Origin of the sequence: Streptomyces sp. NPDC102259, from assembly GCF_044766465.1 — a bacterium.
Taxonomy (GTDB): Bacteria; Actinomycetota; Actinomycetes; order Streptomycetales; family Streptomycetaceae; genus Streptomyces.
This window is the reverse complement of record NZ_JBIWMA010000005.1, coordinates 312059-335353: the sequence shown is the minus strand read 5'-3', so window position 1 is coordinate 335353 and position 23295 is coordinate 312059. Positions and strand designations below refer to the sequence as shown.

Genomic DNA, 23295 nt, shown 5'->3' with positions numbered 1-23295 from the left:
ATCACGGGCGGTCGCCCCCGCCGGATGCCGTATCCCGCGTGAACGGCGTGTGACGGGCCGGGACCGGCCTTGGGCGGGGAGCGGGGGAGAGGGAGGATGAGGGGGACCCACCAGCAGTGACAGCGGGAGGAACCAGCGTGAGCGCGACCGACGGCACGGCCAGGAGCGTCACCGGCGAGGACGAGGTCGTGGACCTCTGCCGCGAGCTGATCCGGATCGACACCAGCAACTACGGCGACCACTCGGGCCCGGGTGAACGCAAGGCGGCCGAATGGGTCGCCGAGAAGCTCGCCGAAGTGGGGCTCGAACCGGAGATCTTCGAGTCGCACCCGGGACGCGCCTCCACCGTGGCCCGCATCGAGGGCGAGGACCCGTCCAGGCCCGCACTGCTCATCCACGGTCACCTCGACGTCGTACCGGCGAACGCGGTCGACTGGACCCACCACCCCTTCTCCGGCGAGGTCGCCGACGGATGCGTGTGGGGCCGGGGCGCGGTCGACATGAAGGACATGGACGCGATGACGCTGGCGGTCGTCCGCGACCGGCTGCGCACCGGGCGCAAGCCGCCCCGCGACATCGTGCTGGCGTTCCTCGCCGACGAGGAGGCGGGCGGCACCTACGGCGCCCGTCACCTCGTCGACAACCACCCCGAGCTGTTCGAGGGCGTCACCGAGGCGATCAGCGAGGTGGGCGGCTTCTCGTTCACCGTGAGCGAGGAGCGGCGGCTCTATCTCATCCAGACGGCCGAGAAGGGCATGCACTGGATGAAGCTGACCGTGGCCGGCACCGCCGGGCACGGCTCGATGATCCACCGGGACAACGCGATCACCGAGCTCTCCGAGGCGGTCGCACGGCTCGGCCGGCACACCTTCCCGGTACGGGTCACCAAGACGACCCGCGCCTTCCTCGACGAACTCGGCGACGCGCTCGGCACCCCGCTCGACCCCGAGGACATGCAGTCGACCCTGGCCAGGCTGGGCGGGATCGCCAAGCTGATCGGCGCGACCCTGAGCAACACCGCCAACCCGACCCAGCTGGGCGCCGGCTACAAGGTCAACGTCATCCCGGGCGAGGCCACCGCGCACGTCGACGGGCGCTTCCTGCCGGGGCACGAGGACGAGTTCCTCGCCGACCTCGACCGGATCCTCGGCCCGAAGGTGCGCCGTGAGGACGTGCACTCCGACAAGGCGCTGGAGACCTCCTTCGACGGGCCGCTGGTCGAGGCGATGCAGTCCGCGCTGCTCGCCGAGGACCCGACCGCCAAGGCCGTCCCCTACATGCTCTCCGGCGGCACGGACGCCAAGTCCTTCGACGACCTCGGTATCCGCGGCTTCGGCTTCGCCCCGCTGAAGCTGCCGCCGGAGCTGGACTTCGCCGGGATGTTCCACGGCGTGGACGAGCGGGTCCCGGTGGACGGGCTCCAGTTCGGGGTGCGCGTGCTCGACCGGTTCATCGACGCGTCCTGAATTGTCCCGGTGAAACGAGATTTCACCGGGCGGAGAACGGGCGAAGAAAATCGACCGCCTGTGCGGGCGCGACTGGGAAGAGTGAATGCGCCGATAAGCGCGTAGCCTCATTAATTCCCCCTCGTTACTGGTGATGCGATCCGCTGCTTGGGATCGCATTGCCAACAAGGAGGAATAATGATCAAGAAGGTCGTCGCTGCTGCGGCTGCCACTGGTGGGCTGGTTCTCGCGGGCGCGGGTCTGGCTGTTGCCGATGCCGGTGCCCAGGGTGCTGCCGTGCACTCCCCGGGTGTCGTCTCGGGCAACGTGATCCAGGTGCCCGTGCACGTCCCGGTGAACGTCTGCGGCAACACGATCTCGGTGATCGGGCTGCTGAACCCCGCCTTCGGCAACACCTGCATCAACAAGTGACGTCGACCCGCTGAGGGGTCGTCCGTCCTCACCGTCGGCCCCGGGGCGCGCGCCATGCGCTCCGGGGCCGACCGGTATTTCTCCGAAGGAAAAGCCGAAGAAGTCGAAGAGCCCGAAACGAATCGAACAGCTGCCATGATGCGAGCAATTCGGGACGAGTGACGAGATTGAAAGCAGGGATTCAGTAATGCGACAGGTCACCCGCAAAAGCCTCATGACCGTGGCGGCGGCGACGGGGGTGATCGCCGCCGCGAGCGGCTACGCCCACGCCGACGCCGGCGCGAACGGCGCCGCCACCGACTCGCCCGGCGTCCTGTCGGGCAACTCGGTGCAGGCGCCGGTCAACGTTCCGGTGAACGTCTGCGGCAACACCGTCGACGTGGTCGGGGCGCTCAACCCGACCTTCGGCAACTCCTGCGCCAACAAGGGCGGCGGTGCGCGGTCGGGCGGCTACGGCGACCACCGTGGCGGCGGCTACGGCGATCACCAGGGTGGCGGCTACGGCGGCCACCAGGGCGGCGGCTACGGCGACCACCAGGGCGGCGGCTACGGCGACCACCAGGGTGGCGGCTACGGCGACCACCAGGGCGGTGGCGGCCGGGGTGGAAACCACGGCGGGCAGCACGGCGGCGGCCATGGCGGCTCGGGCGCGCAGGGCGGCTCCGGGGGCGCGCACGCGGGCGGGTACACCGGCGGATCGCCCGGTGTCGGCTCCGGCAACCACGTCCAGGCGCCTATCGACGTGCCGGTCAACGTGTGCGGCAACAGCATCGACGTGGTCGGGATCCTCAACCCGTCCTTCGGCAACGACTGCGCCAACGACAGCGGTACCGGCGCCCACATGCCCCCCTCCCGCGGCCACGAGACGCCGGGCAAGCCCGCAGAGCACGGCCCCGGCAAGCCGGGCGGGCACGGACAGTCCAACCCGTCCCGACCCGGGGGTGTGCCGTCCACCTCGGATCACGTGACCCCGGCCGGCGCCTCCACCGTCCACCGGCCCGCCGCCCACGCCGCGCAACTCGCGCACACCGGCAGCGAACTGCCGATGGGCCTCGTCCTGCCGGCCGGCGCGGGCGCGCTGCTCGCGGGCGCGGTGCTCTACCGCAAGGCGCGTCCCTCCGCCTGAACCTCGGGAGAGCCCACGACGGAGCGGGCCCCGCCTCGGCGGGGCCCGCTCCGTATCCGTCGGCTCACCTCACCACGTGGCCCGCACCTGGCGGATGATCCGCCGACGCAGCCGCACCCTGCGGCTGCCGTCACGCAGCAGGCTCAGGCGGTCCAACTCCCAGTGTCCGTACTCGGCATGGTCGGTCAGCAGTCGGGTCGCGTCCTTGCGGGAGACCCCGCGCGGTACGTAGACGTCGACGAATTCGTATTCCGGCATCGCATCTATTGTGCGGTCTGGGGTCCGGTACGGATAGCGTCTGCACTATGTCTGATGCTGCGCAGCCCACCGCTGCCGAGGTACGCGCCGCCGCCGAGGCGGTCAAGACCGCGCTCGACCGCCACCTGGCGGCGGTCGAACGTAGGACGGGGGAGGACGACCCGGCTGTCTACGAGGCGTTCAACGAGCTGGCCGCGGCCGCCGAGGTCTACGACGAACTGCTCTACGACCGCTATGACGAGGTCACGCCCTTCGAGATCCCCGGCGCGGAAGACTCCCTGCCGCCGTACGCGGGTCCCGAGGAGCCGAACGCGCTGAGTGTGCTGATCCGCCGCGACTACGCCGTCGCGGAGCCACAGCGGCTGCTGGCGCAGGCCCAGCGGATCGAGGCGGCGGACGGCGAAGGAGTGGGCGGGGCGGTCTCGGACACGGTGCACGGGGCGCTGGGCATTCTGTTCGGCGAGTTCGAGACGGACGAGATCGCCTCCCGGCACAAGGAGTTCGGCCTGGAGGAGGGCGACTCCACGCTGTGGGTGCTGGCGGCCGACGAACCGGCCGAGCCGGGCGAGTGGCTGGAGACGCCGTTCGAGCAGGCCGACCCCGGCCGGGTCGTCTGCCGCTTCGACGTGAGCTCGGTGTTCGACGAGCTCGACGACGGCGACGACGACGAGGATCTCGCGGACGACCTCGAGGACGAGGAACTGGAGCCACTGGACGCGGACCGCTAGCCGCTGGCCGGCAGCCGGCAGCGGGGAAGCGGGAGCCTTCGGGTGTTCATGACGGCGGCGGTCGCGAGGGGGAGCCCCTTCGGGACCGCCGCCGTCCGCGTTACTCGGCCGCCGGGACCTGGGTGCGCAGCAGCACCGGCAGCCGCGTCGTGCGGGGCTTCGCCGGGACCTCGGCGACGGCCTTCGGCAGGGCCTGCTCGACGCCGTGCACCACGGACAGGTGGCGCTCCGCCCGGCCGAACGCCGTGTAGACCCAGGGACGTGAGAGGGCCTGCGCGGCGTCCCCGGGCAGGACCACGACGGCCGCGGGCCACCGGCTGCCCACGGCCTGGTGCGCGGTCAGCGCCCATCCGTGCCGTACGGCCTGCTCCACCCGTTCCCTCGGGACGACCACCGGGCCGTCGGCGCAGGACAGGTGCAGTCCGTCCGCGTCGGCCGTCACCACCCGGCCGGGCACCGTACGGCCCGGCGCGGGCGAGTAGGCGATCCGGTCACCGGGGTCGAAGCCGCCGAAGCGGCCGGGGCCGGGATTGAGCCGTTCCTTGAGGGCGGCGTTCAGCGCGCGCGTGCCGGCCGCGCCACCGTGTCCCGGGGTGATCGCCACCGTCTCCTCGGGGGTGATCCCGAAGGCCCGCGGCACCGAGTCGGCGACGAGCTGCACGGTCCGGTGCACGGCCTCGCCCGCCTCCCGCACCGGCACGATCACGATCTCCTTGCCGGGTGCGTCGACCTGGTTCAGCTCGCCGATGCCGACGCCGGAGACGAGTTCGCCGATCGGCCCCGGGTCGGGCGTGCGCGAGGCGACCTGCGGGCAGGCGCGCGCCGCGAGCAGATCGGCGAAGACCCGGCCCGGTCCGGCCGACCACAGCACCGCCGGATCCCCGCTCAGCACCAGCCGCGCCCCGTCCGGCAGCGACTCCGCCAGCATCGCGGCGCTCTCCACGTCCAGTTGCGGCGCGTCGAGCAGGACCAGCAGGTCGAGGGCGAAGGCCCCCTCGGCGTCCCGCCCGGGACCCTCGGCGCCGGCCAGCAGACCGGCGACGGTGACGACGGCGCCGTCCGCTGCCCGCTCGCCGAGGAGAGCCGTGAACCGCTGCCGTCCGTCCGGCGTGTGGCAGGCGGCGACCGCGCGCAGACCCAGGGTCCGCGCCGCGGTGAGCAGTGCCGCCGGTTCGGCGCGGGAGGCGTCGCCGCCGGTGTGCAGCACCAGACCGTGTCCGGCGACGGCGCGCAGCAGTTCGGCCGTGCTGCCGGACGCGCCGGCCGTCACCGACTCCCACCGTGCGGAGGATTCCTTGGCCAGGGAGTTGACCACCCGGGCCAGCGCGTCGGCGAGGCTCTCCTCCGCCAGCGCGTACCGCTCCAGCCCCACCAGGACACGGACCGGCCGGGTCTCCTCGCCGTCTTCGGCGCCCTCGTCCCCGCCGCTCTCGGCTCCGCCGTCGGCGCGGTTCTCGGCGGTCCCCCCGGGCCGGCCGGCGTCCACGGAGTCCAGGGCGTCCTGGAAGACGAGGGCGTCGCCCTCGGCCAGCGCGCTCTGTACGGCCGCCTCGGCGTCCGGCACGACCTGCCGGCCGAGGGCCGCGGTGAGCGTGGGCAACTCAAGGGCGGTGTGCCCGGCCAGGGCGGCCTGTTCCAGCAGCCAGACCGTCACCGCGCGGCCGCGCCGTTCGTCGTCGGGGGCGCACTCCGGGCCGAGCAGCGCCCGCGCGAACCCGTCGGCCTGCTCGGGACGCACGCCGGGGACGCGCAGCAGTTGCCACGGGTCCTCGCGCAGCAGATCCTCGGCGTCCTCGCCGAGCGCGGCCGCGGCCTGCGGCGCGAGTGTCTCGGGCGCGCCGCCCTCGGCGAGCACGCGCCGCACGCCCTCGACGGCTTCCGCCGCGGGCGCCGGCGCCGTGTCAGCGGTCGGGACGGCGGGCACCGGCTGGGGACGCCGTTCCGGCTCCGGGGCGGGGCGGCGCGGGGCGCGGGCCGGCTCGGCGAACACGGTGGCCGCAGGCTTCGCCCCGCCTTCCACCGCCCGCACGGCCGCCAGCAGGTCGGCGGCCTTCCCGCTCAGCTTGGTCCCGCTTTCGATGGGCTCCGCCTTCTCGGCCCGGCGCCGCTCGATCCGCTCCCGCTCGCGCTTCTGCGCGGCGAGCTCGGCCTGCGCCTCGGAGAGCTGCGCGGCCGCTTCGCCGTCGCCGGTCTTGCCGGCGTCTGCGTCTGCCCCGTCTGCCTCGGCCTCTGCCCCTGCGGCGAGCGTCTCCTCGCCTTCGCCCTCACTTTCGCCCTCGGTCACGACCTCTGCGCCGCGCGCGGGAGGGGTGTCGTCGTCGCTCGTCGGGGCGCTGTCGGCCGGCGCGGGTTCGGGCCGCGCCGTCGCGGTGTCGTCCGGGGTCCCGGGCTCCCCGGCCGCGTCCGGCGTCGCCGGTCCGGCGTTCTCCGTGCTCTCCGGGGGAACCGACTCCGTGCTCACAGCGTGCTCCAGTCGTGATCGGGATAGCGGTGCACGGGCGCCGACACGTCGTCGAGGGCCCGGCAGATCTCGTCAGGAAGACTAAGGGCCTCCACTGACAATGCCGCCGTGAGCTGCTGCGCGTTGCGCGCGCCGACGATCGGGGCGGCCACGCCGGGCCGGTCGCGGACCCAGGCGAGGGCGACCTGGAGCGGGGTCACCGCCAGCCCGTCGGCGGCGGTCGAGACGGCGTCCACGATGCGGCTCGCGGTGTCGTCGAGATACGGCTCGACGAAGAGCCCGAAGTGGTCCGAGGCGCCGCGCGAGTCGGGCGGCAGGGCGTCGCCCCGGTACTTGCCGGTGAGGACGCCGCGGCCCAGCGGAGAGGAGGGCAGCAGTCCGACGCCCAGATCCAGGGCGGCCGGCAGCACTTCGCGCTCGACGCCGCGTTGCAGCAGTGAGTACTCCATCTGCGTCGCGGCGAGGCGGGTCCGGGTGCCCGGCGCGGAGAGCTGCCAGGTGGCCGCCTTGGCGAGCTGCCAGCCGCAGAAGTTGGAGACCCCGGCGTAGCGGGCGCGGCCGCTGGCGACAGCGATGTCGAGGGCCTGGAGGGTCTCCTCCAGCGGTGTGTAGGGGTCGAAGGCGTGCACCTGCCACAGGTCGACATGGTCCGTGCCCAGCCGGGCCAGCGAGGCGTCGAGGGCGGCGAGGAGGTGCCCGCGTGAGCCGTCGTAGGGCCGCTCCGGGTCGGGGACGCTGCCCGCCTTGGTCGAGATGATCAGGTCCCGGCGCGGCACCAGGCCCTCCATCAGCCGTCCGAGCAGATATTCGGCGTCCCCGTCGCCGTACACGTCGGCCGTGTCTACGAGGGTCCCGCCCGCCTCCCAGAACGTCTTCAGGACGTCCGCGGCGTCGTGCTCGTCGGTGTCGCGGCCCCAGGTCAGGGTGCCGAGCCCGATGCGGGACACACGCAGGCCGGTGCGGCCGAGATGCCTCTGCTCCATGGTCGCCGAGATTACTGGCCAGAACTGGGCAGTGGGTTGCCTGTGGATAACCGAATCTCCGGGAGGGGGAGCCCAGTTCCGCAGGCCGCGGTCCCGGCTCCGATCGGCGCGACCCTCGCCACATCACCCTCCTCGGCCCCCGGCCCCCGCGCTAAGGTCTCCGTAACAGCGTCGTTACTGATCAGTAAGGGGAATCGGCCATGCAGCTCGGGATCAACCTCGGCTACTGGGGTGCCGGAATGGACGGCGACAATCTCGCCGTCGCCCAGGAGGCCGACCGCCTCGGATACGCCGTCTGCTGGGCCGCCGAGGCCTACGGCTCCGACGCGGCCACCGTGCTCACCTGGGTGGCCGCGCAGACCGAACGCATCGACGTCGGCTCGGCGATCTTCCAGATCCCGGCCCGCCAGCCGGCGATGACCGCGATGACCGCCGCCACCCTCGACTCGCTCTCCGGCGGGCGCTTCCGTCTCGGCCTCGGCGTATCGGGACCGCAGGTCTCCGAGGGCTGGTACGGCGTCAAGTTCGACAAGCCGCTGTCCCGCACGCGTGAGTACGTGGAGATCGTCCGCAAGGCGATGACGCGGGAGCGGCTGTCGTACGACGGCGAGCACTGGACGCTGCCGCTGCCGGGCGGTCCGGGCAAGCCGATCAAGCTGACCGTGCACCCGGAGCGCGAGCACATCCCGCTGTACATCGCCGCGATCGGCCCGAAGAACCTGGAGCAGACCGGCGAGATCGCCGACGGCGCCCTGCTCATCTTCCCGTCCGCCGAGCACCTCGAGGACACCGCGATCAAGCACCTGCGGGCCGGGCGCGAGAAGGCCGGCAAGACCCTCGAGGGCTTCGACGTCTGCCCGACGCTGCCGCTGGCCCTCGGGGAGGACAAGGACGTCGAGCGGCTCGCCGACACCTTCCGCCCCTACACGGCGCTGTACGTCGGTGGCATGGGCAGCCGCAAGCAGAACTTCTACAACCAGCTCGCGCGCCGGATGGGCTACGAGGCCGCGGCCGACGAGATCCAGGACAAGTACCTGTCGGGCGACAAGCAGGGCGCCGCGGCCGCCGTGCCGCACGAGCTGATCGACCGGACCACGCTGCTGGGTTCGGTGGAGCGGATCGCCGACCGGATGAAGGCGTACGCGGCGGCCGGCGTCACCACGCTCACCCTCGCCCCCGCGGGCTTCACCCTGGACGAGCGCCTCGCCTCGCTTCGAGCCGGCGCTCAGGCCATCGAGCTCGCCGGTGTGGGCTAGCCGGTACCGGGGCTTCGGGAATTCCAGCGGCCGTGGTGGGGGCTCGGGGGTCTTCCCCGCCACGGCCGTCACGCGGAACAACGCGCCACACGGCGCGCGGTTACGCTCCCGGGCCGACTCCTGGGGTCCCTCTTTTGGCGGAGTCGTCCGACACACCTGTTGCAGCGCCTCTCGTGCCGCATTTGACTCGTTCCTTGCGGAATGCTGCGGAATCCTGCGCGATGCGGAGAGGTGTCCCACGATGCTTTCGGCCAAGAGTCTGTTCCAGGAGATCATCGCCAACGACGAGTCCTTCGCGCTCTTCTGTTCCATCGCCGCCGGCGGGGAGTCCCAGGGCGGCTGGGAGAACGCCCGGATCGCCGCGCTCGTCCCGCGGAGCGAACGCCACCTCGCTCCCAAGATCGCCCGGCACGGCGCCGACGAGGACAAGCACGGGCGGATCTTCGACGCCCTGATGCGCAAGCGCGGGCTCGCCCCCGTGCCCGTCCCGCGCGACACCGACTACACGATGCTCCTGGAGCGCGCCGGCATCGGTCTCGCGCACGACCGGCTCCGGGCCGACCATCCGCTGACCGTGCACGACATCGTCACCTACCTCGCCCACAGCCGGGTCACCGAACAGCGGGCCTCCGAGCAGATGGAGCTGCTGCGCAGGCACTTCGCCGACCACCCCGACCTAGGCCGCGCGGTGAAGATGATCTCGAACGACGAGGACAACCACCTCGCCTACTGCCACGAGGAACTGCTGCGCCTGGCCCGCGCGGGGCACGGCCGCGCCATCCAGCGGACGCTGCGCGAGTACGCGCTCGCCGAGATCCGGGTCTACCGCGACGTGAGCCTGGCCGTCATGGCCCACATGGGAGACATCCTCGGCTGGCCGAGGGCCAGGTCGGCGTTCCTCGCGGCCGGCATCCACGCCGTGTTCGCGTGGGAGCGGTTCGCGGGGTGGCGACGGATGGTCTCCCTGGAGATGCCCGAGCGCCGTGACGCGCTCGGCGGCCCGGCGGTCACGGCTCCCGAGTTCGCCTGAGTCCCGACCGCGCGGACCGCCCCCGTAACCGCCCCTAGAGCCATCCCCGATGCTTGAACAGCCGGTACAGCAGCACCTCGAGCCCGGCCATCAGCGCGATCACCGTCGGATACGACCACACCCACCGCAGCTCCGGCATGTGCTCGAAGTTCATGCCGTAGATCCCCGCGATCATCGTGGGGATCGCGGCCATCGCCGCCCACGCCGAGATCTTCCGCATGTCGTCGTTCTGCCGGACGCTCATCTGCGCCAGGTGCGCCGAGAGGACGTCCGTGACCAGCCGGTCCAGCCCCTCCACGGACTCGTTCACCCGCGTGAGATGGTCGCTGACGTCGCGGAAGAACGGCCGCGCCCGGTCGTCCACGAAGGGCACCCCCGGGCTGGACGCGCCGGCGCCCGCCAGCCGGGTCAGCGGTGGCCCCAGCGGGCCGGTGGCCCGGCGGAACTCCAGGATCTGCCGCTTGAACCGGTAGATCCGCGACGCGGTGTGCCGGGTGCCGCCGCCGTCCGGCGAGAACACCTCCGCCTCCAGCTCCTCCAGGTCCGTCTGGAGTTCCGTCGCCACGTCCAGGTAGTGGTCCACGGTGGCGTCGGCGATCGCGTACACCACCGCCGTGGGGCCCTTGGCGAGCAGTTGCGGCTCGTGCTCCAGCCGGTGCCGTACGGCGGCCAGCGGAGCGCCCTCGCCGTGCCGGACGGTCACCACGAAGGCGTCACCGAGGAAGACCATCACCTCACCGGAGGAGACCGCGTCGCTCTCGGGCTCGTAGACGACCGGCTTGAACACCAGGAAGAGCGAGTCGTCGTAGATCTCCAGCTTGGGCCGCTGGTGGGCCTTCAGGGCGTCCTCGACGGCGAGCGGGTGCAGGCCGAACTCCCGCGTGACGTGGTCGAACTCCTTCTCCGTCGGCTCGTGCAGCCCGATCCACACGAACCCGCCCGCGGCCCGTGCCTCGGCCAGGGCGTCCGAGAAGTCCTCCGGGCCCTCGCTACGGTGCCCGTCGCGATAGACGGCGCAGTCGACGATCACTCGTCGCACTCTCCCTTCGGACGCTCACCGGCGCACGCCCGCGTGCGCCTACTCTGGGCCGCATGCCCACGTTGATCCTCGTCCGGCACGGCCGGTCCACCGCCAACACCTCCGGACTGCTCGCCGGCTGGACGCCCGGCGTCGCCCTCGACGAGCGCGGAGCCGCGCAGGCCGCCGCCCTGCCCGGGCGGCTCGCCGCGCTGCCGATCGCCGAGGTCGTCGCAAGTCCCCTCCAGCGCTGCCAGGAGACGATCCGGCCGCTCCTCGACGCCCGACCGGGGCTGCGCGCCCACACCGACGAGCGGATCGGGGAGTGCCACTACGGCGACTGGTCCGGACGCAAGCTCGCGGAACTGATGGACGAGCCCCTGATGGAGGTCGTGCAGGCGCACCCCTCCGCCGCCGCCTTCCCCGGCGGTGAGTCCATGCGGGCCATGCAGACCCGCGCCGCCGAGGCGGTACGGGAGTGGAACGCGCGCGTGGAGCGCGACCACGGCGCCGACGCCGTCTATCTGATGTGCTCGCACGGCGACGTCATCAAGTCGCTCGTGGCGGACGCCCTCGGGCTTCATCTCGACCTCTTCCAGCGGATCTCTGTGGAACCGTGTTCCGTCACCGCGATCCGTTACACCCGGCTGCGCCCCTTTCTCGTACGCCTCGGCGACACCGGCGACTTCGCGTCGCTCGCCCCGCGCGAGGAGCCGCCGGCCGGGGAGGCGACGGTCGGGGGTGGTGCGGGCGCACCGTGATCGTCGGCCGCAGTAGGGTGAAGCGGTCCGCAAACGCGCGCGTACCCGCAGGGACGTTCCCCCACGCGTTCCCCGGCCCCACGATCACCCACGATTCCCATGGAGACAGGACGTGTCCCGTCAGGTGTTCCTCTACGACCCCCCGGACCGCTTCGTGGCCGGTACGGTCGGACTGCCCGGGCGCCGTACCTTCTTCCTCCAGGCCACCGCCGGCGCCCGAGTGACCAGCGTGGCCCTGGAGAAGACCCAGGTCGCCGCGCTCGCCGAGCGCATGGACGAACTGTTGGACGAGGTCGTCCGCCGGAGCGGCGGCAGCGCCCCCGTGCCCGCGATGTCGCCCGCCGAGAACACCGACACGGGCCCCCTCGACACTCCGATCGAGGAGGAGTTCCGGGTCGGCACCATGGCCCTCGCCTGGGACGGTGAGGAACAGCGCATGATCGTCGAGGCGCAGGCCCTCGTGGAGCTCGACGCGGACTCCGAGGAGGACCTCGCCGAGGCCGAGGAGAAGCTCCTCCAGGACGAGGAGAACGGGCCCCCGATGCTGCGGGTCCGGCTGAGCGGCGCGCAGGCGAGGGCCTTCGCCAAACGCGCCCTCGATGTCGTCAACGCGGGCCGGCCGCCGTGTCCGCTGTGCAGCCTGCCGCTCGATCCGGAAGGACACGTATGTCCGCGTCAGAACGGATACCGCCGGGGGGCGTGACGACCACCGACCCGGCCGCCGCGGCGGCGTACGAACTTCTCGCGCGCGGCGAGCTCACCGTCCGCGGACGCATCCGCGGCGCCTCGAACGCGGCCCTGTACTGCACCGTCGCGCACGAGGGCCGTGAGGCCGCCTGCGTCTACAAGCCCGTCGCCGGGGAGCGGCCGCTGTGGGACTTCCCCGACGGCACCCTCGCCCAGCGCGAGGTCGCCGCCTACGAGGTCTCCGAGGCGACCGGCTGGGGCCTCGTGCCGCCCACCGTGCTGCGGGAGGGGCCGCACGGCGAGGGCATGTGCCAGCTGTGGATCGAGACGGCCCCGGAGTCGGAGCTGCTCGCCCTGGTGGACGCGGAGGAGCCCGAGCCGGGCTGGCGGGCGATCGGGTTCGCCGAGGTCGGCGAGGGCCGGACCGCGCTGCTGGTGCACGCCGACGACGAACGGCTTCGCCGGCTCGCCGTCCTCGACGCGGTGATCAACAACGCCGACCGCAAGGGCGGCCACCTGCTGCCCACCGCCGACGGCCGGCTGTACGGCATCGACCACGGGGTCACCTTCAACGCCGAGAACAAGCTGCGTACGCTCCTGTGGGGCTGGGCGGGGGAGACCCTGACCGACGAGGCCGTCGAGGTGCTCGAGGGCCTCAGAGGCGCCCTGGAGCCCGGCGGACGGCTGGCGGTCACCCTGGCCGCCCTCATCACCCCCGCCGAAGTCGACGCCGCACGCGCGCGTACGGACGCGCTGCTGGCGGCCGGGAAGCATCCGGAGCCGAGCGGCGACTGGCCGGCCATCCCCTGGCCCCCGGTCTGACGGTCTGAGGGTCTGAGGGTCTGGCCGGCGGCCGTACGCCGAGACGCCGGCCGGAACGCGTGCCGCCCGGAAAGCACGCCGGCCGGCATCACACAAGAGGGCCTTCCCGGCCATCTGGCCTGCTCCGGTTCGTATACGCAACTTCCGTCCGGTTAGGCTCATGACATGCATGCCTGGCCCGCTTCCGAGGTCCCCGCCCTGCCTGGTCAGGGCCGCGACCTGAGGATCCACGACACCGCGACCGGCGGCTTGGTCTCCCTCGACCCCGGTCCCGTCGCCCGTATCTACGTCTGCGGCATCACGCCGTACGACGCGACCCACATGGGTCACGCGGCGACCTACAACGCGTTCGACCTCGTCCAGCGCGTGTGGCTCGACACCAAGCGGCAGGTTCACTACGTCCAGAACGTCACCGACGTCGACGACCCGCTCCTGGAGCGGGCCGAACGCGACGGCGTCGACTGGGTCGCCCTCGCCGAGAAGGAGACGGCGCTCTTCCGCGAGGACATGACGGCCCTGCGGATGCTGCCGCCGCGACACTACATAGGCGCCGTCGAGGCGATACCCGGCATCGTCCCGCTCGTCGAACGGCTGCGGGACGCCGGCGCCGCCTACGAGCTCGACGGCGACGTCTACTTCTCCGTCGAGTCCGACCCGAACTTCGGCCGGGTCTCGGGCCTGGACGCGGCCGCCATGCGGCTGCTCTCCGCCGAGCGCGGCGGCGACCCCGACCGCCCCGGCAAGAAGAACCCGCTCGACCCGATGCTCTGGATGGCGGCCCGCGAGGGCGAGCCCAGCTGGGACGGCGGCTCGCTCGGCCGCGGCCGGCCGGGCTGGCACATCGAGTGCGTGGCCATCGCCCTGGACCACCTCGGGATGGGCTTCGACGTGCAGGGCGGCGGCTCCGACCTCGCCTTCCCGCACCACGAGATGGGCGCCTCCCACGCCCAGGTGCTGACCGGCGAGTTCCCCATGGCCCAGGCGTACGTCCACGCCGGCATGGTCGCCCTGGACGGCGAGAAGATGTCCAAGTCCCGGGGCAACCTCGTCTTCGTCTCGAAGCTGCGCCAGGACGGCATCGACCCCGCCGCCATCCGGCTCACCCTCCTCGCCCACCACTACCGGGCCGACTGGGAGTGGACCGACCAGGTCCTGGCGGACGCCGAGGCCCGGCTCGGGCGCTGGCGCGCCGCCGTCTCCCGGCCCGACGGGCCGCCCGCCGAGGCGCTCGTCGAGGAGATCCGCGAGGCGCTCGGCAACGACCTCGACGCCCCGGCCGCCCTCGCCGTCGTCGACCGCTGGGCGGCGCTCCAGCAGGAGCGGGGCGGTACGGACATCGGGGCCCCCGGTGTCGTCTCGCGGGCCGTGGACGCGCTGTTGGGCGTGGCGCTGTAGCCGAAGGCGTCTCTCCACCCGGTAGGCCACCGGGTACGCCACCGAGTACGACAAGGGGCGGTGCGCCGAAGCGCACCGCCCCTTGTCGGTCCTGTGTCCTGCCCGCTGTACCAGTCCTCCGAATCAGTCCTCCGAGGAATCGCTGTCGTCGGAGACGTCACCACTCGGCTTCGGCGGCTTCGGGGGCCGGGTCCGTTCCCCGGGCCCGGGCGGGCCGCCGCCGTCCCGGCGCCGCAGATAGCGCTCGAACTCGCGGGCGATCGCCTCGCCCGACGCCTCCGGCAGCTCCGCGGTGTCCCGCGCCTCCTCCAGCGTCTGCACGTACTCGGCGACCTCGGTGTCCTCGGCGGCCAGCTGGTCCACGCCCACCTGCCAGGCACGCGCGTCCTCGGGCAGCTCGCCCAGGGGGATGCGTACGTCGATCAGGTCCTCGAGGCGGTTGAGGAGGGCCAGCGTCGCCTTCGGGTTCGGCGGCTGCGAGACGTAGTGCGGCACGGCCGCCCAGAGGCTCACCGCGGGCACCCCCGCGTGCGAGCACGCCTCCTGGAGGACGCCGACGATGCCCGTGGGGCCCTCGTACTTGGTCTCCTCCAGGTCCATCCGCTGCGCCAGGTCCGCGTCGGACGTGGTCCCGCTGATCGGCACCGGACGCGTGTGCGGGGTGTCACCGAGCAGGGCGCCCAGGATGACCACCAGCTCCACGCCCAGCTCGTGCGCGAAGCCCAGCAGCTCGTTGCAGAACGAGCGCCAGCGCATGGACGGTTCGATGCCGCGGACGAGCACCAGGTCGCGTGGCTTGTCGCCGCCCACCCGGACGACCGACAACCTTGTCGTCGGCCACGTGATCTTGCGCACGCCGGCGTCCATCCACACCGTGGGGCGGTTCACCTGGAAGTCGTAGTAGTCCTCGGCGTCCAGCGCCGCGAACACCTCGCCCTTCCACTCCCGCTCCAGGTGCCCGACCGCGGTGGAGGCGGCGTCGCCGGCATCGTTCCAGCCCTCGAACGCGGCCACCATGACCGGGTCGATCAGCTCGGGAACCCCCTCGAGCTCGATCACCCAGCGCCTCCTTCCGACGTGCCCTCGCTTGACCACCCAACCTTACGGCGTTCCGCGGGGGCGCTCGCAGCCCCCTTGCACGGGGGAGTGAACGGATCACTGCCCCGTTCGCCACCCCCGAACACCCCTGGCCGGACCCGACTCACGGCATCGACTCACAGGTGGCGCACAGGGTGGGGGCACAGGGTGGGTGCACGGGGTGGGCGCACGTCTCGGAGTCACAGCGTCGAGCGCAGCCACTGCTCCACGCTCGCGATGTGCACCGTCGCCCAGGACCGCGCCGCCTCCGCGTCCCGGTCGCGCAGGGCCGCCAGGATCGCCCGGTGCTCGCGCAGCGTGCCGGCGACCGCGTCCTCCTGCGTCAGACCCCGCCAGATACGGGCCCGGGTGGTGGGCCCGGACAGCCCGTCGAGCAGCGAGCACAGCACCGAGTTGCCGGCGCTCTGCACGATGCCCCGGTGGAACTCCAGGTCGCCCGCGACCAGTTCCTCCACCGAGGGCTCGGCCCCGAGCTTGTCCAACTGGGCGTCGAGCGCGTCCAGTTGCTGCTCGCTGATGCGCAGGGCGGCCATCGCGGTGGCGGCCGGCTCCAGGATGCGGCGCACGGCCAGGAACTCCAGGACCGTGTCGTCGCGGTGGAAGTCGACGACGAAACTCAGCGCTTCCAGGAGCAGTTGCGGATCGAGACTGGTGACGTAGGTGCCGTCGCCCTGCCGCACGTCCAGGATCCGGATCAGCGACAGGGCGCGCACCGCCTCCCGCAGGGAGTTGCGGGACAGGCCCAGATCGGCGGCCAGCTCGCTCTCCTTGGGGAGCCGGTCCCCGGGGCGCAGCGCACCCGAGACGATCATGCCCTTGATCTTCTCGATCGCCTCGTCGGTGACTGCCATGACCGGCCTCCCTGTCGTTCGTCGCCCAGACATCGGAATTCAGACATCAGATCCCGACATCGGATCCGGACATCAGATCCAGACATCGGATGTCTCAGCGCCATTATGGGGGCAGATCAGAGCAGTGCCTCCAGATCCGCGATCACCGCCCGCTCGTCGACCGTGGTCAGCGCACGATCGCGCATCAGCACCCGCCCGTCGACGACGGTGTCCCGCACGTCCGACGGGTGCGCCGCGTACGCCAGCGTCGACCACGGGTCGTGGCGCGGCCGCAGATGCGGTGCGTCCAGATCGAGGACGATCAGGTCGGCGCGCTTGCCGGCCTCCAGCGAACCGAGCTGCTCGTCGAGCCCGAGCGCCCGCGCGCCCTCGATCGTCGCCATCCGTACGGCCTGCTCGGCGCCGACCGCCGTCGGGTCGCCCGCCGCCTTGTGCACCAGTGCCGCCTGCCGTACGGCCCCCAGCACGTCCAGCGAGTTGGAGCTGACGGCGCCGTCCGTGCCCAGACCCACCGTCACGCCCGCGCTCAGCAGTCGCGGCACGGGCGCGATGCCGCAGCCCAGCTTCAGGTTCGACACCGGACAGTGGGCGACGGCCGTGCCCGTGCGGGCCAGCGCCGCGATCTCGGGCCCGGTGAGGTCGACGGCGTGCGCGAGCAGCACGTCGGGGCCGAGCAGCCCGAGGGAGTCGAGCAGCTCCACCGGCCGCTTCCCGTGCAGCACCTCGACGGTGGCGACCTCGGTGGCGTTCTCGGCCGCGTGGATGTGCACCAGGGCCCCGAACTCGCGGGCCAGCGCGAAGATTTCGGTGAGCTGGCCGGGGGAGAGGGTGTACGCCGAGTGCGCGAAGACGACGGGCCGGTGGCCGGGCCGGGCGGGCCCGCGTGCCTCGAGGTCGCGCCGCGCCCACCCGAGCCGCTCCTCGTACGCGATGCCGTCCGGCGGCCCGGGCACGTCCATGAAGGTCGGTCCGGTGTGCAGCCGCCAGCCCGCCGCACGGGCCGCCCGCTCGGCCGCCTCGTGGAACCAGTACATGTCCAGCGCCGACGTCACTCCGGCCCGCAGGCTCTCCGCGACCGCCAGCCGCACCGCCGCCGCCACGTTCTCCGGCGCCAGCAGCTCCGCCTCCCACTTCAGGACCCGCTCCAGGAAACCCTGGAGGGTGACGTCGTCGGCGCGGCCGCGCAGCAGGGTCATCGCGAGGTGGGTGTGCGTGTTGATCAGCCCGGGGAGGACGAGACAGCCGGCGGCGTCGATCTCCTCGGCGGCGGTGTGGCGCTCGCGCAGCTCGTGGGCCGGTCCCACGGCGACGATCGCGCCCTCGTGGACCGCGACCGCCCCGCCCTGGACGACGGTTCCGGCGTCGTCCATCGTCAGGACGTCGCCGCCGTGCACCAACAGGTCGATGCTCACGCCTGGTCGCCTTCCGCTTCCGCCAGCAGCCGCAGCGCCTCCAGCGACACCACCGCGCCGCGCTCGACGCCGGCCGCGACGATCTCCCGGTGCGGGTCGTAGCCGCCCGTGGCCTGTTCGTCGACCAGTTCGTCGGCGTTGGCCCCGTCGATCACCAGCACCCCGCCCGCGACCAGGCCCCGCAGCGAGGCGGTGACCAGCAGCGCGGACAGTTCCATCTCGATGGCGGCGAGCCCGGCGCCGGCATAGGAGAAGAGCGGCAGCAGGCCCGGCTGGAAGGCCGCCCGGGTCCACACGACGCCCCGGTGGTGCGGGGCGCCGGCCTGGCGGGCCGCCCGCTGGAGGGCGAGGACCGCCTCGGGCGCGGACACCGCCGGGTACTCCGGGGGCAGCAGTTGGTGGGTGACGCCGTCGTCGCGGACGGCCGCCTCCGCGATGACCAGGTCGCCGTCCCCGATGCCCGGCTTCATCGCGCCCGCCGTGCCGAACCGCAGGAACGTGCCGACGCCCGCGTCCGCCAGTTCCTGGAACAGCAGGATCGCGCCCGGCGCGCCCACCCCGTGCGAGGCGACGACGACCGGCAGGCCCTTCCAGCTTCCGCTGAACACCCGGTACTCGCGGTGGTACGAGACCTCCTCGGCGCCGTCGAGGAGCGCGGCGACGGCCGCAGCGCGGGCCGGGTCGCCGACGACCACGGCGTGCGCCGGGAGACCGGTGCGCGGGATGCGGGTGACGGGCAGCAGATCCTGGGTCATTGGACGGCTCCGGTGGTACGGGGGCGGCGACGGCGGCGGGCCGTCGTGAGGAACAGCGCGCCGAGCGTGACGACATAGGGCGCGGCGTCGGTCGCCTGCTGCGGCAGGCCGAGACCCTGGAGGCGGAACCCGGCCGCTTCGGCGAGCCCGAACAGCAGCGCGGCGAGCAGGACGCCCAGGGGCGCGGCGCGGCCCAGCATGACGGCCACGACAGCGATCCAACCACGGCCCGCCGTCATGTTCTCCGTGAACAACGTGACGTTGCCGAGGGCGAGCTGGGCGCCCGCGAGTCCGCACAGCACTCCCGACAGCAGGATCGCGCCGTACTGGTACTTCGCCGGGCTCACCCCGAGGGTGGCCGCCGCGTCGGGCGCCTCGCCGACCCCGCGCAGCCGGAGTCCCCAGACATGCCGCGACAGCAGCAGGGCTGCGACCGCGACCGCAGCCCAAGAGAGGTACGCGAGCGGGGTGAAGCCGCCGATGAGCGGCAGCCCGGCCAGGGACGGATCGTCGAAGGTGCCCTGCACGCCGAAGACCGTGCGCAGCAGGAAGCTCGTCAGGCCGACGGCCAGCAGGTTCATGGCGATGCCGAGGACCACCGCGTCCCCGCGCAGGGTGACCGCCCCCACGGCCAGGATCAGCGAGTACGTGGCCGCCGCGAGGGCCGCGGCCAGGACGCCGAGCCAGGGGCTGCCGGTGAACCAGCTGGTCGCCACGGAGGTGAAGCAGCCCATCAGCATCATGCCCTCGAGGCCGATGTTGAAGACCCCGGCGCGCTCGCACAGGGCGCCGCCGAGGGCCGCCAGCAGGATCGGGGTGAGCGCGCGCAGCGCCGACATGAGGAGATCGGAGTCGAGGAACATCACACCGCCTCGCTTTCCCGCGCGCGGCGGCCGAACGGACGGCTGGGGAACAGGTGGCCGGGGAAGCGCAGTCGGGCCGCGAGGAACACGATCACGATCGCCTGGAGCACCTGGGTCAGTTCGCGCGGCACCTCGGTGGTGCGCTCCATCGCCAGTCCGCCGACCTGGAGGACGGCGAAGAAGAACGCGGCGACCACCGTGCCCAGCGGAGCCGCGGTGGCGAGCAGGGCCGCGGTCAGGCCGGTCCAGGTGTAGCCGGGGGCGGTGAGCGAGCCGTCCACGAAGCGGTAGGGGAAGCTCAGCACGCCGATGGCGCCCACGAGCCCGGCGAGGCCCCCGGAGAGCGCCATCAACTTCAGGGTCAGACCCCGGCGTTCGACGCCCGCGTACGCGGAGAAGCGGGGGTTGAGGCCCGTCATGCGGATCTCGTAGCCGACGGCGGTGCGCCGGTCGGTGAACCAGTACGCGGCGGCGGCGATCACGACGAGGACGAGCCCGAGGGTGACCGTGGAGTCGCCGAACGCGGGCAGCGCCACCCCGTCCGGCAGCGCCCGGGTCTGGGGCAGGCTGGAGCCCGGCTCCTTGAGCGGGTAGCGCGCCAGGTAGGAGGCCAGCGACACCGCCGGGTAGCTGAGCAGCAGGCTGCTGACCAGCAGCGGGACCCCGAGGCGGTTCTCGCACAGGGCGGCCAGGACGGCGTACCCGGCGCCCGCGGCCATGCCGGCCAGCAGGGCCAGGGCCACGGTGAGGGGCGCGGGGAGCGGCGAGTAGAGGCCGGTCACGGCGGCGGTGATCCCGCCGAGCACCATCTGCCCGTCGCCGCCGAGGTTGATCAGCCCGGCCCGCAGCGGGATCGCCAGCGCGAGCGCCAGACCGAGCACGCTGGTGCCGGTGGTCAGGGTCGAGCCGATGCCGTCGGCGCCGAGCGCGCCGGTCACGACCGCTTCGTAGGCCGAGACCGGGTCCGCGCCGGTGCCGAGCAGGAACAGCGCGCCGATGACGAGGCCCGCGAGGACGGAGAAGGTGAGGGGGGAGCGCAGGGCTCCGGATATGCGTGTCATGTCAGTGGGTTCATCTCGGTGGCCTCCACGGGGGCGCCCGCCATCGCGAGGCCCAGCGTCCGCTCGTCCGCCTCGTCCTTGGTGTACGAGGCCGCGACCCGGCCCTCGTACAGGACGAGCACACGGTCCGCGAGGCCGCGGATCTCGCTCAGCTCGGCCGAGACGAGGAGGACGGCGTGACCGGCGTCGCGGTAGGCGATCAACTGGTCGTGGATGTTCTGGATGGCGCCGATGTCGACGCCCCGGGTCGGCTGCTCGACCAGCAACAGCGGTGCCTCATGGGCGAGTTCGCGGCCGATGAGCAGCTTCTGGAGGTTGCCGCCGGACAGCGCGGAGGCGGGGACCTCGGTGGTCGCCGCTTTGACGCCGAAGCGTTCGACGAGCCGCCGGGCGTGCGCGCGGACGGCCGCGGGCGGCAGCAGGCCACGGGTGGAGAGGGTGGTGCGGTGGTGGCCCATCGCCAGGTTGTCCGCGACCGAGGCGGCGGGGGCCGTACCGACCGCGTGCCGGTCCTCGGGGACGTAGGCGAGCCCCTTCGCGCGCCGCTCGGTGGCCGAGGCGTGCGTGATGTCGTCGCCCTGGAGCGTGACCTGTCCGGCGGCGACCGGGCGCAGCCCTGCCAGCGCCTCGACCAGCTCGCTCTGGCCGTTCCCGGCGACCCCCGCGATACCGACGATCTCACCGGCGTGCACGGTGAGGTCCACATCGTGGACGGAATCCGTGCGGAAACCGGTGACCCGCAGCACCGGCTCACCCGGCGTTCCCGGTGCGTGGACGCGGTCCAGCTCCACCGCGCGGCCCGTCATCGCGGCGGCTATCTCGTCGGCCGTCGTGTCGGAGGTGACCAGCCGGGCGGCGACCCGGCCGTCCCGCAGGACGGTCACCCGGTCGCTGCCCTCCAGCACCTCGCGCAGCTTGTGGGTGACGAGCACGACCGTACGGCCCTGCGCGGTCAGCGACTTGAGCACGCCGAACAGGGTGTCCGCCTCGGCCGGGGTGAGCACGGCCGTCGGCTCGTCGAGGATGAGCGTACGGGCGCCCCGGTGCAGCAGCTTGAGGATCTCCACGCGCTGCCGCAGCCCGACCGGCAGGTCGCCGACCCGGGCGTCGGGATCGACGGCCAGCCCGTGCTCCGCGGCGAGTTCGCGCACCCGGCGGCGGGCCGCTGCCCGGTCCACCAGGCCGAAGCGGCGCGGTTCGGCTGCGTAGACGACGTTCTCGGCGACCGTCAGCGAGTCGAACAGCTTGAAGCTCTGGTGGACCATGCCGAGCCCCGCGGCCATGGCGTCGGAGGGGCTCGTGAACCGCACCTCCCGCCCGTCGATCCGGATCGACCCGGCGTCGGCGCGCTCCATGCCGTACAGGACCGACATCAGCGTGGACTTGCCCGCGCCGTTCTCGCCCATCAGGGCGTGGATCTCACCGCGGCGGACGGTCAGGTCGACGGCGTCGTTGGCGAGCGTGCCGGGGAACCGCTTGGTGATTCCCCGGAGCTCGACGGCGAGGTCCTCAAGAGGCGGCGGGGTCATCGACCTTCAGCTCTCCGGAGACGATCTGGTCGCGCAGCGCCTCGACCTTCGTCAGGACGTCCTTGTGGTCGGCGATCACGCACTTCGACGTGTCCACGCCGTCCTCCAGGCCGGTCAGGCTGATGCCGCCCTCCTTCAGGCCGTACGAGACGGTCGTGCCGGTCGTGCCGCCGAGGACCGTCTCGACGCCCTTCTCGACGGCGATGTCCGTGCGCTTGATCACGTTGTCGACGACCGTGCCGGGCGCCGAGGCGCACTGGTTGACGTCGACGCCGTACGCGAACGCGCCCTTGGCCTTCGCGGCCTCGAAGACGCCGTAGTTGCCGGCCGCCGCGGCCGCCATGATCTGGTCGTAGCCCTTGGCGAGCAGGGTGTTCGCCTGCTCCTTGGCGCGGGCCGAGTCGTCGAAGGGGGACTGGCCGCCGACGAAGCGGGTCGACGTCTCCGTCGTGGCGGCGACCTTCTTGGCGCCGGCCGCGAACGGGTCGCTGTAGCGGCGGAACTGGGGGGTGTCGAGCACGTCGACCGCGCCGACCTTGCCGGACTTGCTCAGCAGGCCCGCCTCGGCGCCGGCGAGATAGACGCCCTCGTGCTCACGGAAGACCGCGCAACTGACGTTCTTGAAGGTCTTGGTGGTGCACGCGTCAATGATCAGGAACTGCTGGCTCGGGTTCTTCGCGGCCTGCTGGGCGACGATGTCGGCGAACTCGAAGCCGACGAGGACGATGACGTCCGGCTTGGCGTCCACCGCGGCCTGCACGTTCTGCTGCTGCGAGGCGGTGTCGGTGGACTCGTAGACCTTCTGGGTCCCGTCGTGCTGCTTCGCCGCGCTCTCGACGCCGGTCACCGCGAGCTTGAGGAACTCGTTCTGGCCGACGGCGTCGGGGGTGACGAGGGTGAAGGACTTGCCGCTGCCGCCGCTCGCGCTCGTGGCGGAATCGTCCTTCTTCGCGGCGGCGTTGCAGGCGGTGGCGAGGAGCACGGTGCCGGTCGCGAGGGCGGCGAGCTGCACGGAGCGGCGGTGTCTGCGGGGCATCGGGGAACCTTCCGGGTATGCCGAGCGGCGCATCACGATGCTGAGGTGCGCGCGTACGGCGGGGTGAGGTGAGCGACGGTGCTCGGTGCGGCAGAGACCGCGGGGGAGGGCCGAGGGGACGGACTCAGCCGCGACAGCCGTCGCCGGCGCAGCGGCCGAAGTCGAGGAAGCGGCGCCTGGTGAGCAGCGGCATGCGTTCCCCCTTCGTCTCGATCTGCGGGATGCTGGTATCGCCCTGCGGATGCAGGTGCTGGACTCTAACACTCGTTTCCGGACATCGGCCCGGGT

General features: G+C 72.6%; 22 protein-coding genes. 10 read left to right on the top strand and 12 right to left on the bottom strand.

All coding sequences use genetic code 11. The features are described from left to right. Positions 1–137: 137 nt before the first annotated feature. From ACIRPU_RS15700 to ACIRPU_RS15690, 3 genes are all read left to right on the top strand, one after another. Positions 138–1466, top strand: coding sequence for a M20/M25/M40 family metallo-hydrolase (locus ACIRPU_RS15700; RefSeq protein ID WP_403866920.1), 1329 nt, complete (start codon positions 138–140; stop codon positions 1464–1466). A gap of 177 nt (positions 1467–1643) precedes the next feature. Continuing rightward, the gene (chpH, locus tag ACIRPU_RS15695) at positions 1644–1877 is read left to right on the top strand and encodes a chaplin ChpH (RefSeq protein WP_054239358.1); all 234 of its coding nucleotides are present in this window, start codon (positions 1644–1646) and stop codon (positions 1875–1877) included. Positions 1878–2064: 187 nt separating this feature from the next. Then, positions 2065–3003: a chaplin gene (locus ACIRPU_RS15690; RefSeq protein ID WP_403866916.1), complete on the top strand. Its 939-nt coding sequence runs from the start codon at positions 2065–2067 to the stop codon at positions 3001–3003. Positions 3004–3072: 69 nt separating this feature from the next. Here the strand turns inward: ACIRPU_RS15690 and ACIRPU_RS15685 are convergent, their stop codons facing one another. Then, complete coding sequence (locus tag ACIRPU_RS15685) at positions 3073–3261, bottom strand: DUF5703 family protein (RefSeq protein WP_005485166.1); 189 nt, start codon at positions 3259–3261, stop codon at positions 3073–3075. A gap of 47 nt (positions 3262–3308) precedes the next feature. Between ACIRPU_RS15685 and ACIRPU_RS15680 the strand changes: the two genes are divergently transcribed. Then, the gene (locus ACIRPU_RS15680; RefSeq protein WP_403866913.1) at positions 3309–3989 is read left to right on the top strand and encodes a hypothetical protein; all 681 of its coding nucleotides are present in this window, start codon (positions 3309–3311) and stop codon (positions 3987–3989) included. 100 nt (positions 3990–4089) lie between these two features. Here the strand turns inward: ACIRPU_RS15680 and ACIRPU_RS15675 are convergent, their stop codons facing one another. Both ACIRPU_RS15675 and ACIRPU_RS15670 read right to left on the bottom strand, forming a co-directional pair. Next, positions 4090–6450, bottom strand: coding sequence for a helix-hairpin-helix domain-containing protein (locus tag ACIRPU_RS15675; RefSeq protein WP_403866910.1), 2361 nt, complete (start codon positions 6448–6450; stop codon positions 4090–4092). Then, a complete protein-coding gene (locus tag ACIRPU_RS15670; RefSeq protein ID WP_355705058.1) occupies positions 6447–7433 on the bottom strand; it encodes an aldo/keto reductase in 987 nt (328 codons plus the stop codon). The genes ACIRPU_RS15675 and ACIRPU_RS15670 overlap by 4 nt, the downstream gene beginning before the upstream one ends. A 200-nt stretch (positions 7434–7633) precedes the next feature. Here ACIRPU_RS15670 and ACIRPU_RS15665 point away from each other — a divergent pair, with 200 nt between their 5' ends. Continuing rightward, complete coding sequence (locus ACIRPU_RS15665) at positions 7634–8689, top strand: LLM class F420-dependent oxidoreductase (RefSeq protein ID WP_403866906.1); 1056 nt, start codon at positions 7634–7636, stop codon at positions 8687–8689. Positions 8690–8930: 241 nt separating this feature from the next. Further along, positions 8931–9719 carry a ferritin-like domain-containing protein gene (locus ACIRPU_RS15660; RefSeq protein WP_403866903.1) on the top strand — a complete coding sequence of 263 codons (789 nt, stop codon included), beginning with the start codon at positions 8931–8933 and terminating at the stop codon, positions 9717–9719. A 34-nt stretch (positions 9720–9753) separates the two neighbouring features. Here the strand turns inward: ACIRPU_RS15660 and corA are convergent, their stop codons facing one another. Next, complete coding sequence (gene corA, locus ACIRPU_RS15655) at positions 9754–10749, bottom strand: magnesium/cobalt transporter CorA (RefSeq protein ID WP_384124694.1); 996 nt, start codon at positions 10747–10749, stop codon at positions 9754–9756. A gap of 62 nt (positions 10750–10811) precedes the next feature. Here corA and ACIRPU_RS15650 point away from each other — a divergent pair, with 62 nt between their 5' ends. From ACIRPU_RS15650 to mshC, 4 genes are all read left to right on the top strand, one after another. Beyond that, positions 10812–11498 carry a histidine phosphatase family protein gene (locus tag ACIRPU_RS15650; protein WP_384124693.1) on the top strand — a complete coding sequence of 229 codons (687 nt, stop codon included), beginning with the start codon at positions 10812–10814 and terminating at the stop codon, positions 11496–11498. A 112-nt stretch (positions 11499–11610) separates the two neighbouring features. Next, positions 11611–12201 (top strand): DUF3090 domain-containing protein, encoded by a 591-nt coding sequence (locus ACIRPU_RS15645; protein WP_384124691.1) that lies wholly within the window; start codon positions 11611–11613, stop codon positions 12199–12201. Continuing rightward, complete coding sequence (locus ACIRPU_RS15640; RefSeq protein ID WP_403866898.1) at positions 12165–13007, top strand: SCO1664 family protein; 843 nt, start codon at positions 12165–12167, stop codon at positions 13005–13007. The genes ACIRPU_RS15645 and ACIRPU_RS15640 overlap by 37 nt, the downstream gene beginning before the upstream one ends. Positions 13008–13172: 165 nt before the next feature. Then, complete coding sequence (gene mshC, locus ACIRPU_RS15635) at positions 13173–14402, top strand: cysteine--1-D-myo-inosityl 2-amino-2-deoxy-alpha-D-glucopyranoside ligase (protein WP_403866895.1); 1230 nt, start codon at positions 13173–13175, stop codon at positions 14400–14402. Positions 14403–14525: 123 nt separating this feature from the next. On the opposite strand, the gene ACIRPU_RS15630 is transcribed toward mshC, so the two are convergent. The 8 genes from ACIRPU_RS15630 to ACIRPU_RS15595 form a co-directional block, all read right to left on the bottom strand. After that, complete coding sequence (locus tag ACIRPU_RS15630) at positions 14526–15461, bottom strand: PAC2 family protein (RefSeq protein ID WP_384123812.1); 936 nt, start codon at positions 15459–15461, stop codon at positions 14526–14528. A 218-nt stretch (positions 15462–15679) separates the two neighbouring features. Then, complete coding sequence (locus ACIRPU_RS15625) at positions 15680–16351, bottom strand: FadR/GntR family transcriptional regulator (protein WP_020128291.1); 672 nt, start codon at positions 16349–16351, stop codon at positions 15680–15682. Positions 16352–16467: 116 nt separating this feature from the next. Next, positions 16468–17763, bottom strand: coding sequence for an amidohydrolase (locus tag ACIRPU_RS15620; protein ID WP_403866890.1), 1296 nt, complete (start codon positions 17761–17763; stop codon positions 16468–16470). After that, entirely contained in the window at positions 17760–18518 is a 759-nt protein-coding gene (locus ACIRPU_RS15615; protein ID WP_403866887.1) for a nucleoside phosphorylase, read from the bottom strand. The genes ACIRPU_RS15620 and ACIRPU_RS15615 overlap by 4 nt, the downstream gene beginning before the upstream one ends. After that, complete coding sequence (locus ACIRPU_RS15610; RefSeq protein ID WP_403866884.1) at positions 18515–19381, bottom strand: ABC transporter permease; 867 nt, start codon at positions 19379–19381, stop codon at positions 18515–18517. The genes ACIRPU_RS15615 and ACIRPU_RS15610 overlap by 4 nt, the downstream gene beginning before the upstream one ends. Beyond that, on the bottom strand, positions 19381–20442 hold the full coding sequence (locus ACIRPU_RS15605; RefSeq protein WP_403866881.1) for an ABC transporter permease: 1062 nt from the start codon (positions 20440–20442) through the stop codon (positions 19381–19383). The genes ACIRPU_RS15610 and ACIRPU_RS15605 overlap by 1 nt, the downstream gene beginning before the upstream one ends. Beyond that, positions 20439–21971, bottom strand: coding sequence for an ABC transporter ATP-binding protein (locus ACIRPU_RS15600; RefSeq protein WP_403866878.1), 1533 nt, complete (start codon positions 21969–21971; stop codon positions 20439–20441). The genes ACIRPU_RS15605 and ACIRPU_RS15600 overlap by 4 nt, the downstream gene beginning before the upstream one ends. Next, positions 21952–23007 (bottom strand): BMP family ABC transporter substrate-binding protein, encoded by a 1056-nt coding sequence (locus ACIRPU_RS15595; protein WP_403866875.1) that lies wholly within the window; start codon positions 23005–23007, stop codon positions 21952–21954. Before ACIRPU_RS15595 ends, ACIRPU_RS15600 begins: the two co-directional genes overlap by 20 nt. Between the last annotated feature and the right edge of the window lie 288 nt (positions 23008–23295).

Bases quoted from the DNA above. Each gene is read 5' to 3' on its own strand.
- chpH (WP_054239358.1), top strand. From the start codon at position 1,644: ATGATCAAGAAGGTCGTCGCTGCTGCGGCTGCCACTGGTGGGCTGGTT.
- ACIRPU_RS15690 (WP_403866916.1), top strand. From the start codon at position 2,065: ATGCGACAGGTCACCCGCAAAAGCCTCATGACCGTGGCGGCGGCGACG.
- ACIRPU_RS15685 (WP_005485166.1), bottom strand. From the start codon at position 3,261: ATGCCGGAATACGAATTCGTCGACGTCTACGTACCGCGCGGGGTCTCC.
- ACIRPU_RS15680 (WP_403866913.1), top strand. From the start codon at position 3,309: ATGTCTGATGCTGCGCAGCCCACCGCTGCCGAGGTACGCGCCGCCGCC.
- ACIRPU_RS15670 (WP_355705058.1), bottom strand. From the start codon at position 7,433: ATGGAGCAGAGGCATCTCGGCCGCACCGGCCTGCGTGTGTCCCGCATC.
- ACIRPU_RS15665 (WP_403866906.1), top strand. From the start codon at position 7,634: ATGCAGCTCGGGATCAACCTCGGCTACTGGGGTGCCGGAATGGACGGC.
- ACIRPU_RS15660 (WP_403866903.1), top strand. From the start codon at position 8,931: ATGCTTTCGGCCAAGAGTCTGTTCCAGGAGATCATCGCCAACGACGAG.
- ACIRPU_RS15650 (WP_384124693.1), top strand. From the start codon at position 10,812: ATGCCCACGTTGATCCTCGTCCGGCACGGCCGGTCCACCGCCAACACC.
- ACIRPU_RS15640 (WP_403866898.1), top strand. From the start codon at position 12,165: ATGTCCGCGTCAGAACGGATACCGCCGGGGGGCGTGACGACCACCGAC.
- mshC (WP_403866895.1), top strand. From the start codon at position 13,173: ATGCATGCCTGGCCCGCTTCCGAGGTCCCCGCCCTGCCTGGTCAGGGC.
- ACIRPU_RS15625 (WP_020128291.1), bottom strand. From the start codon at position 16,351: ATGGCAGTCACCGACGAGGCGATCGAGAAGATCAAGGGCATGATCGTC.
- ACIRPU_RS15615 (WP_403866887.1), bottom strand. From the start codon at position 18,518: ATGACCCAGGATCTGCTGCCCGTCACCCGCATCCCGCGCACCGGTCTC.
- ACIRPU_RS15610 (WP_403866884.1), bottom strand. From the start codon at position 19,381: ATGTTCCTCGACTCCGATCTCCTCATGTCGGCGCTGCGCGCGCTCACC.
- ACIRPU_RS15605 (WP_403866881.1), bottom strand. From the start codon at position 20,442: ATGACACGCATATCCGGAGCCCTGCGCTCCCCCCTCACCTTCTCCGTC.
- ACIRPU_RS15600 (WP_403866878.1), bottom strand. From the start codon at position 21,971: ATGACCCCGCCGCCTCTTGAGGACCTCGCCGTCGAGCTCCGGGGAATC.
- ACIRPU_RS15595 (WP_403866875.1), bottom strand. From the start codon at position 23,007: ATGCCCCGCAGACACCGCCGCTCCGTGCAGCTCGCCGCCCTCGCGACC.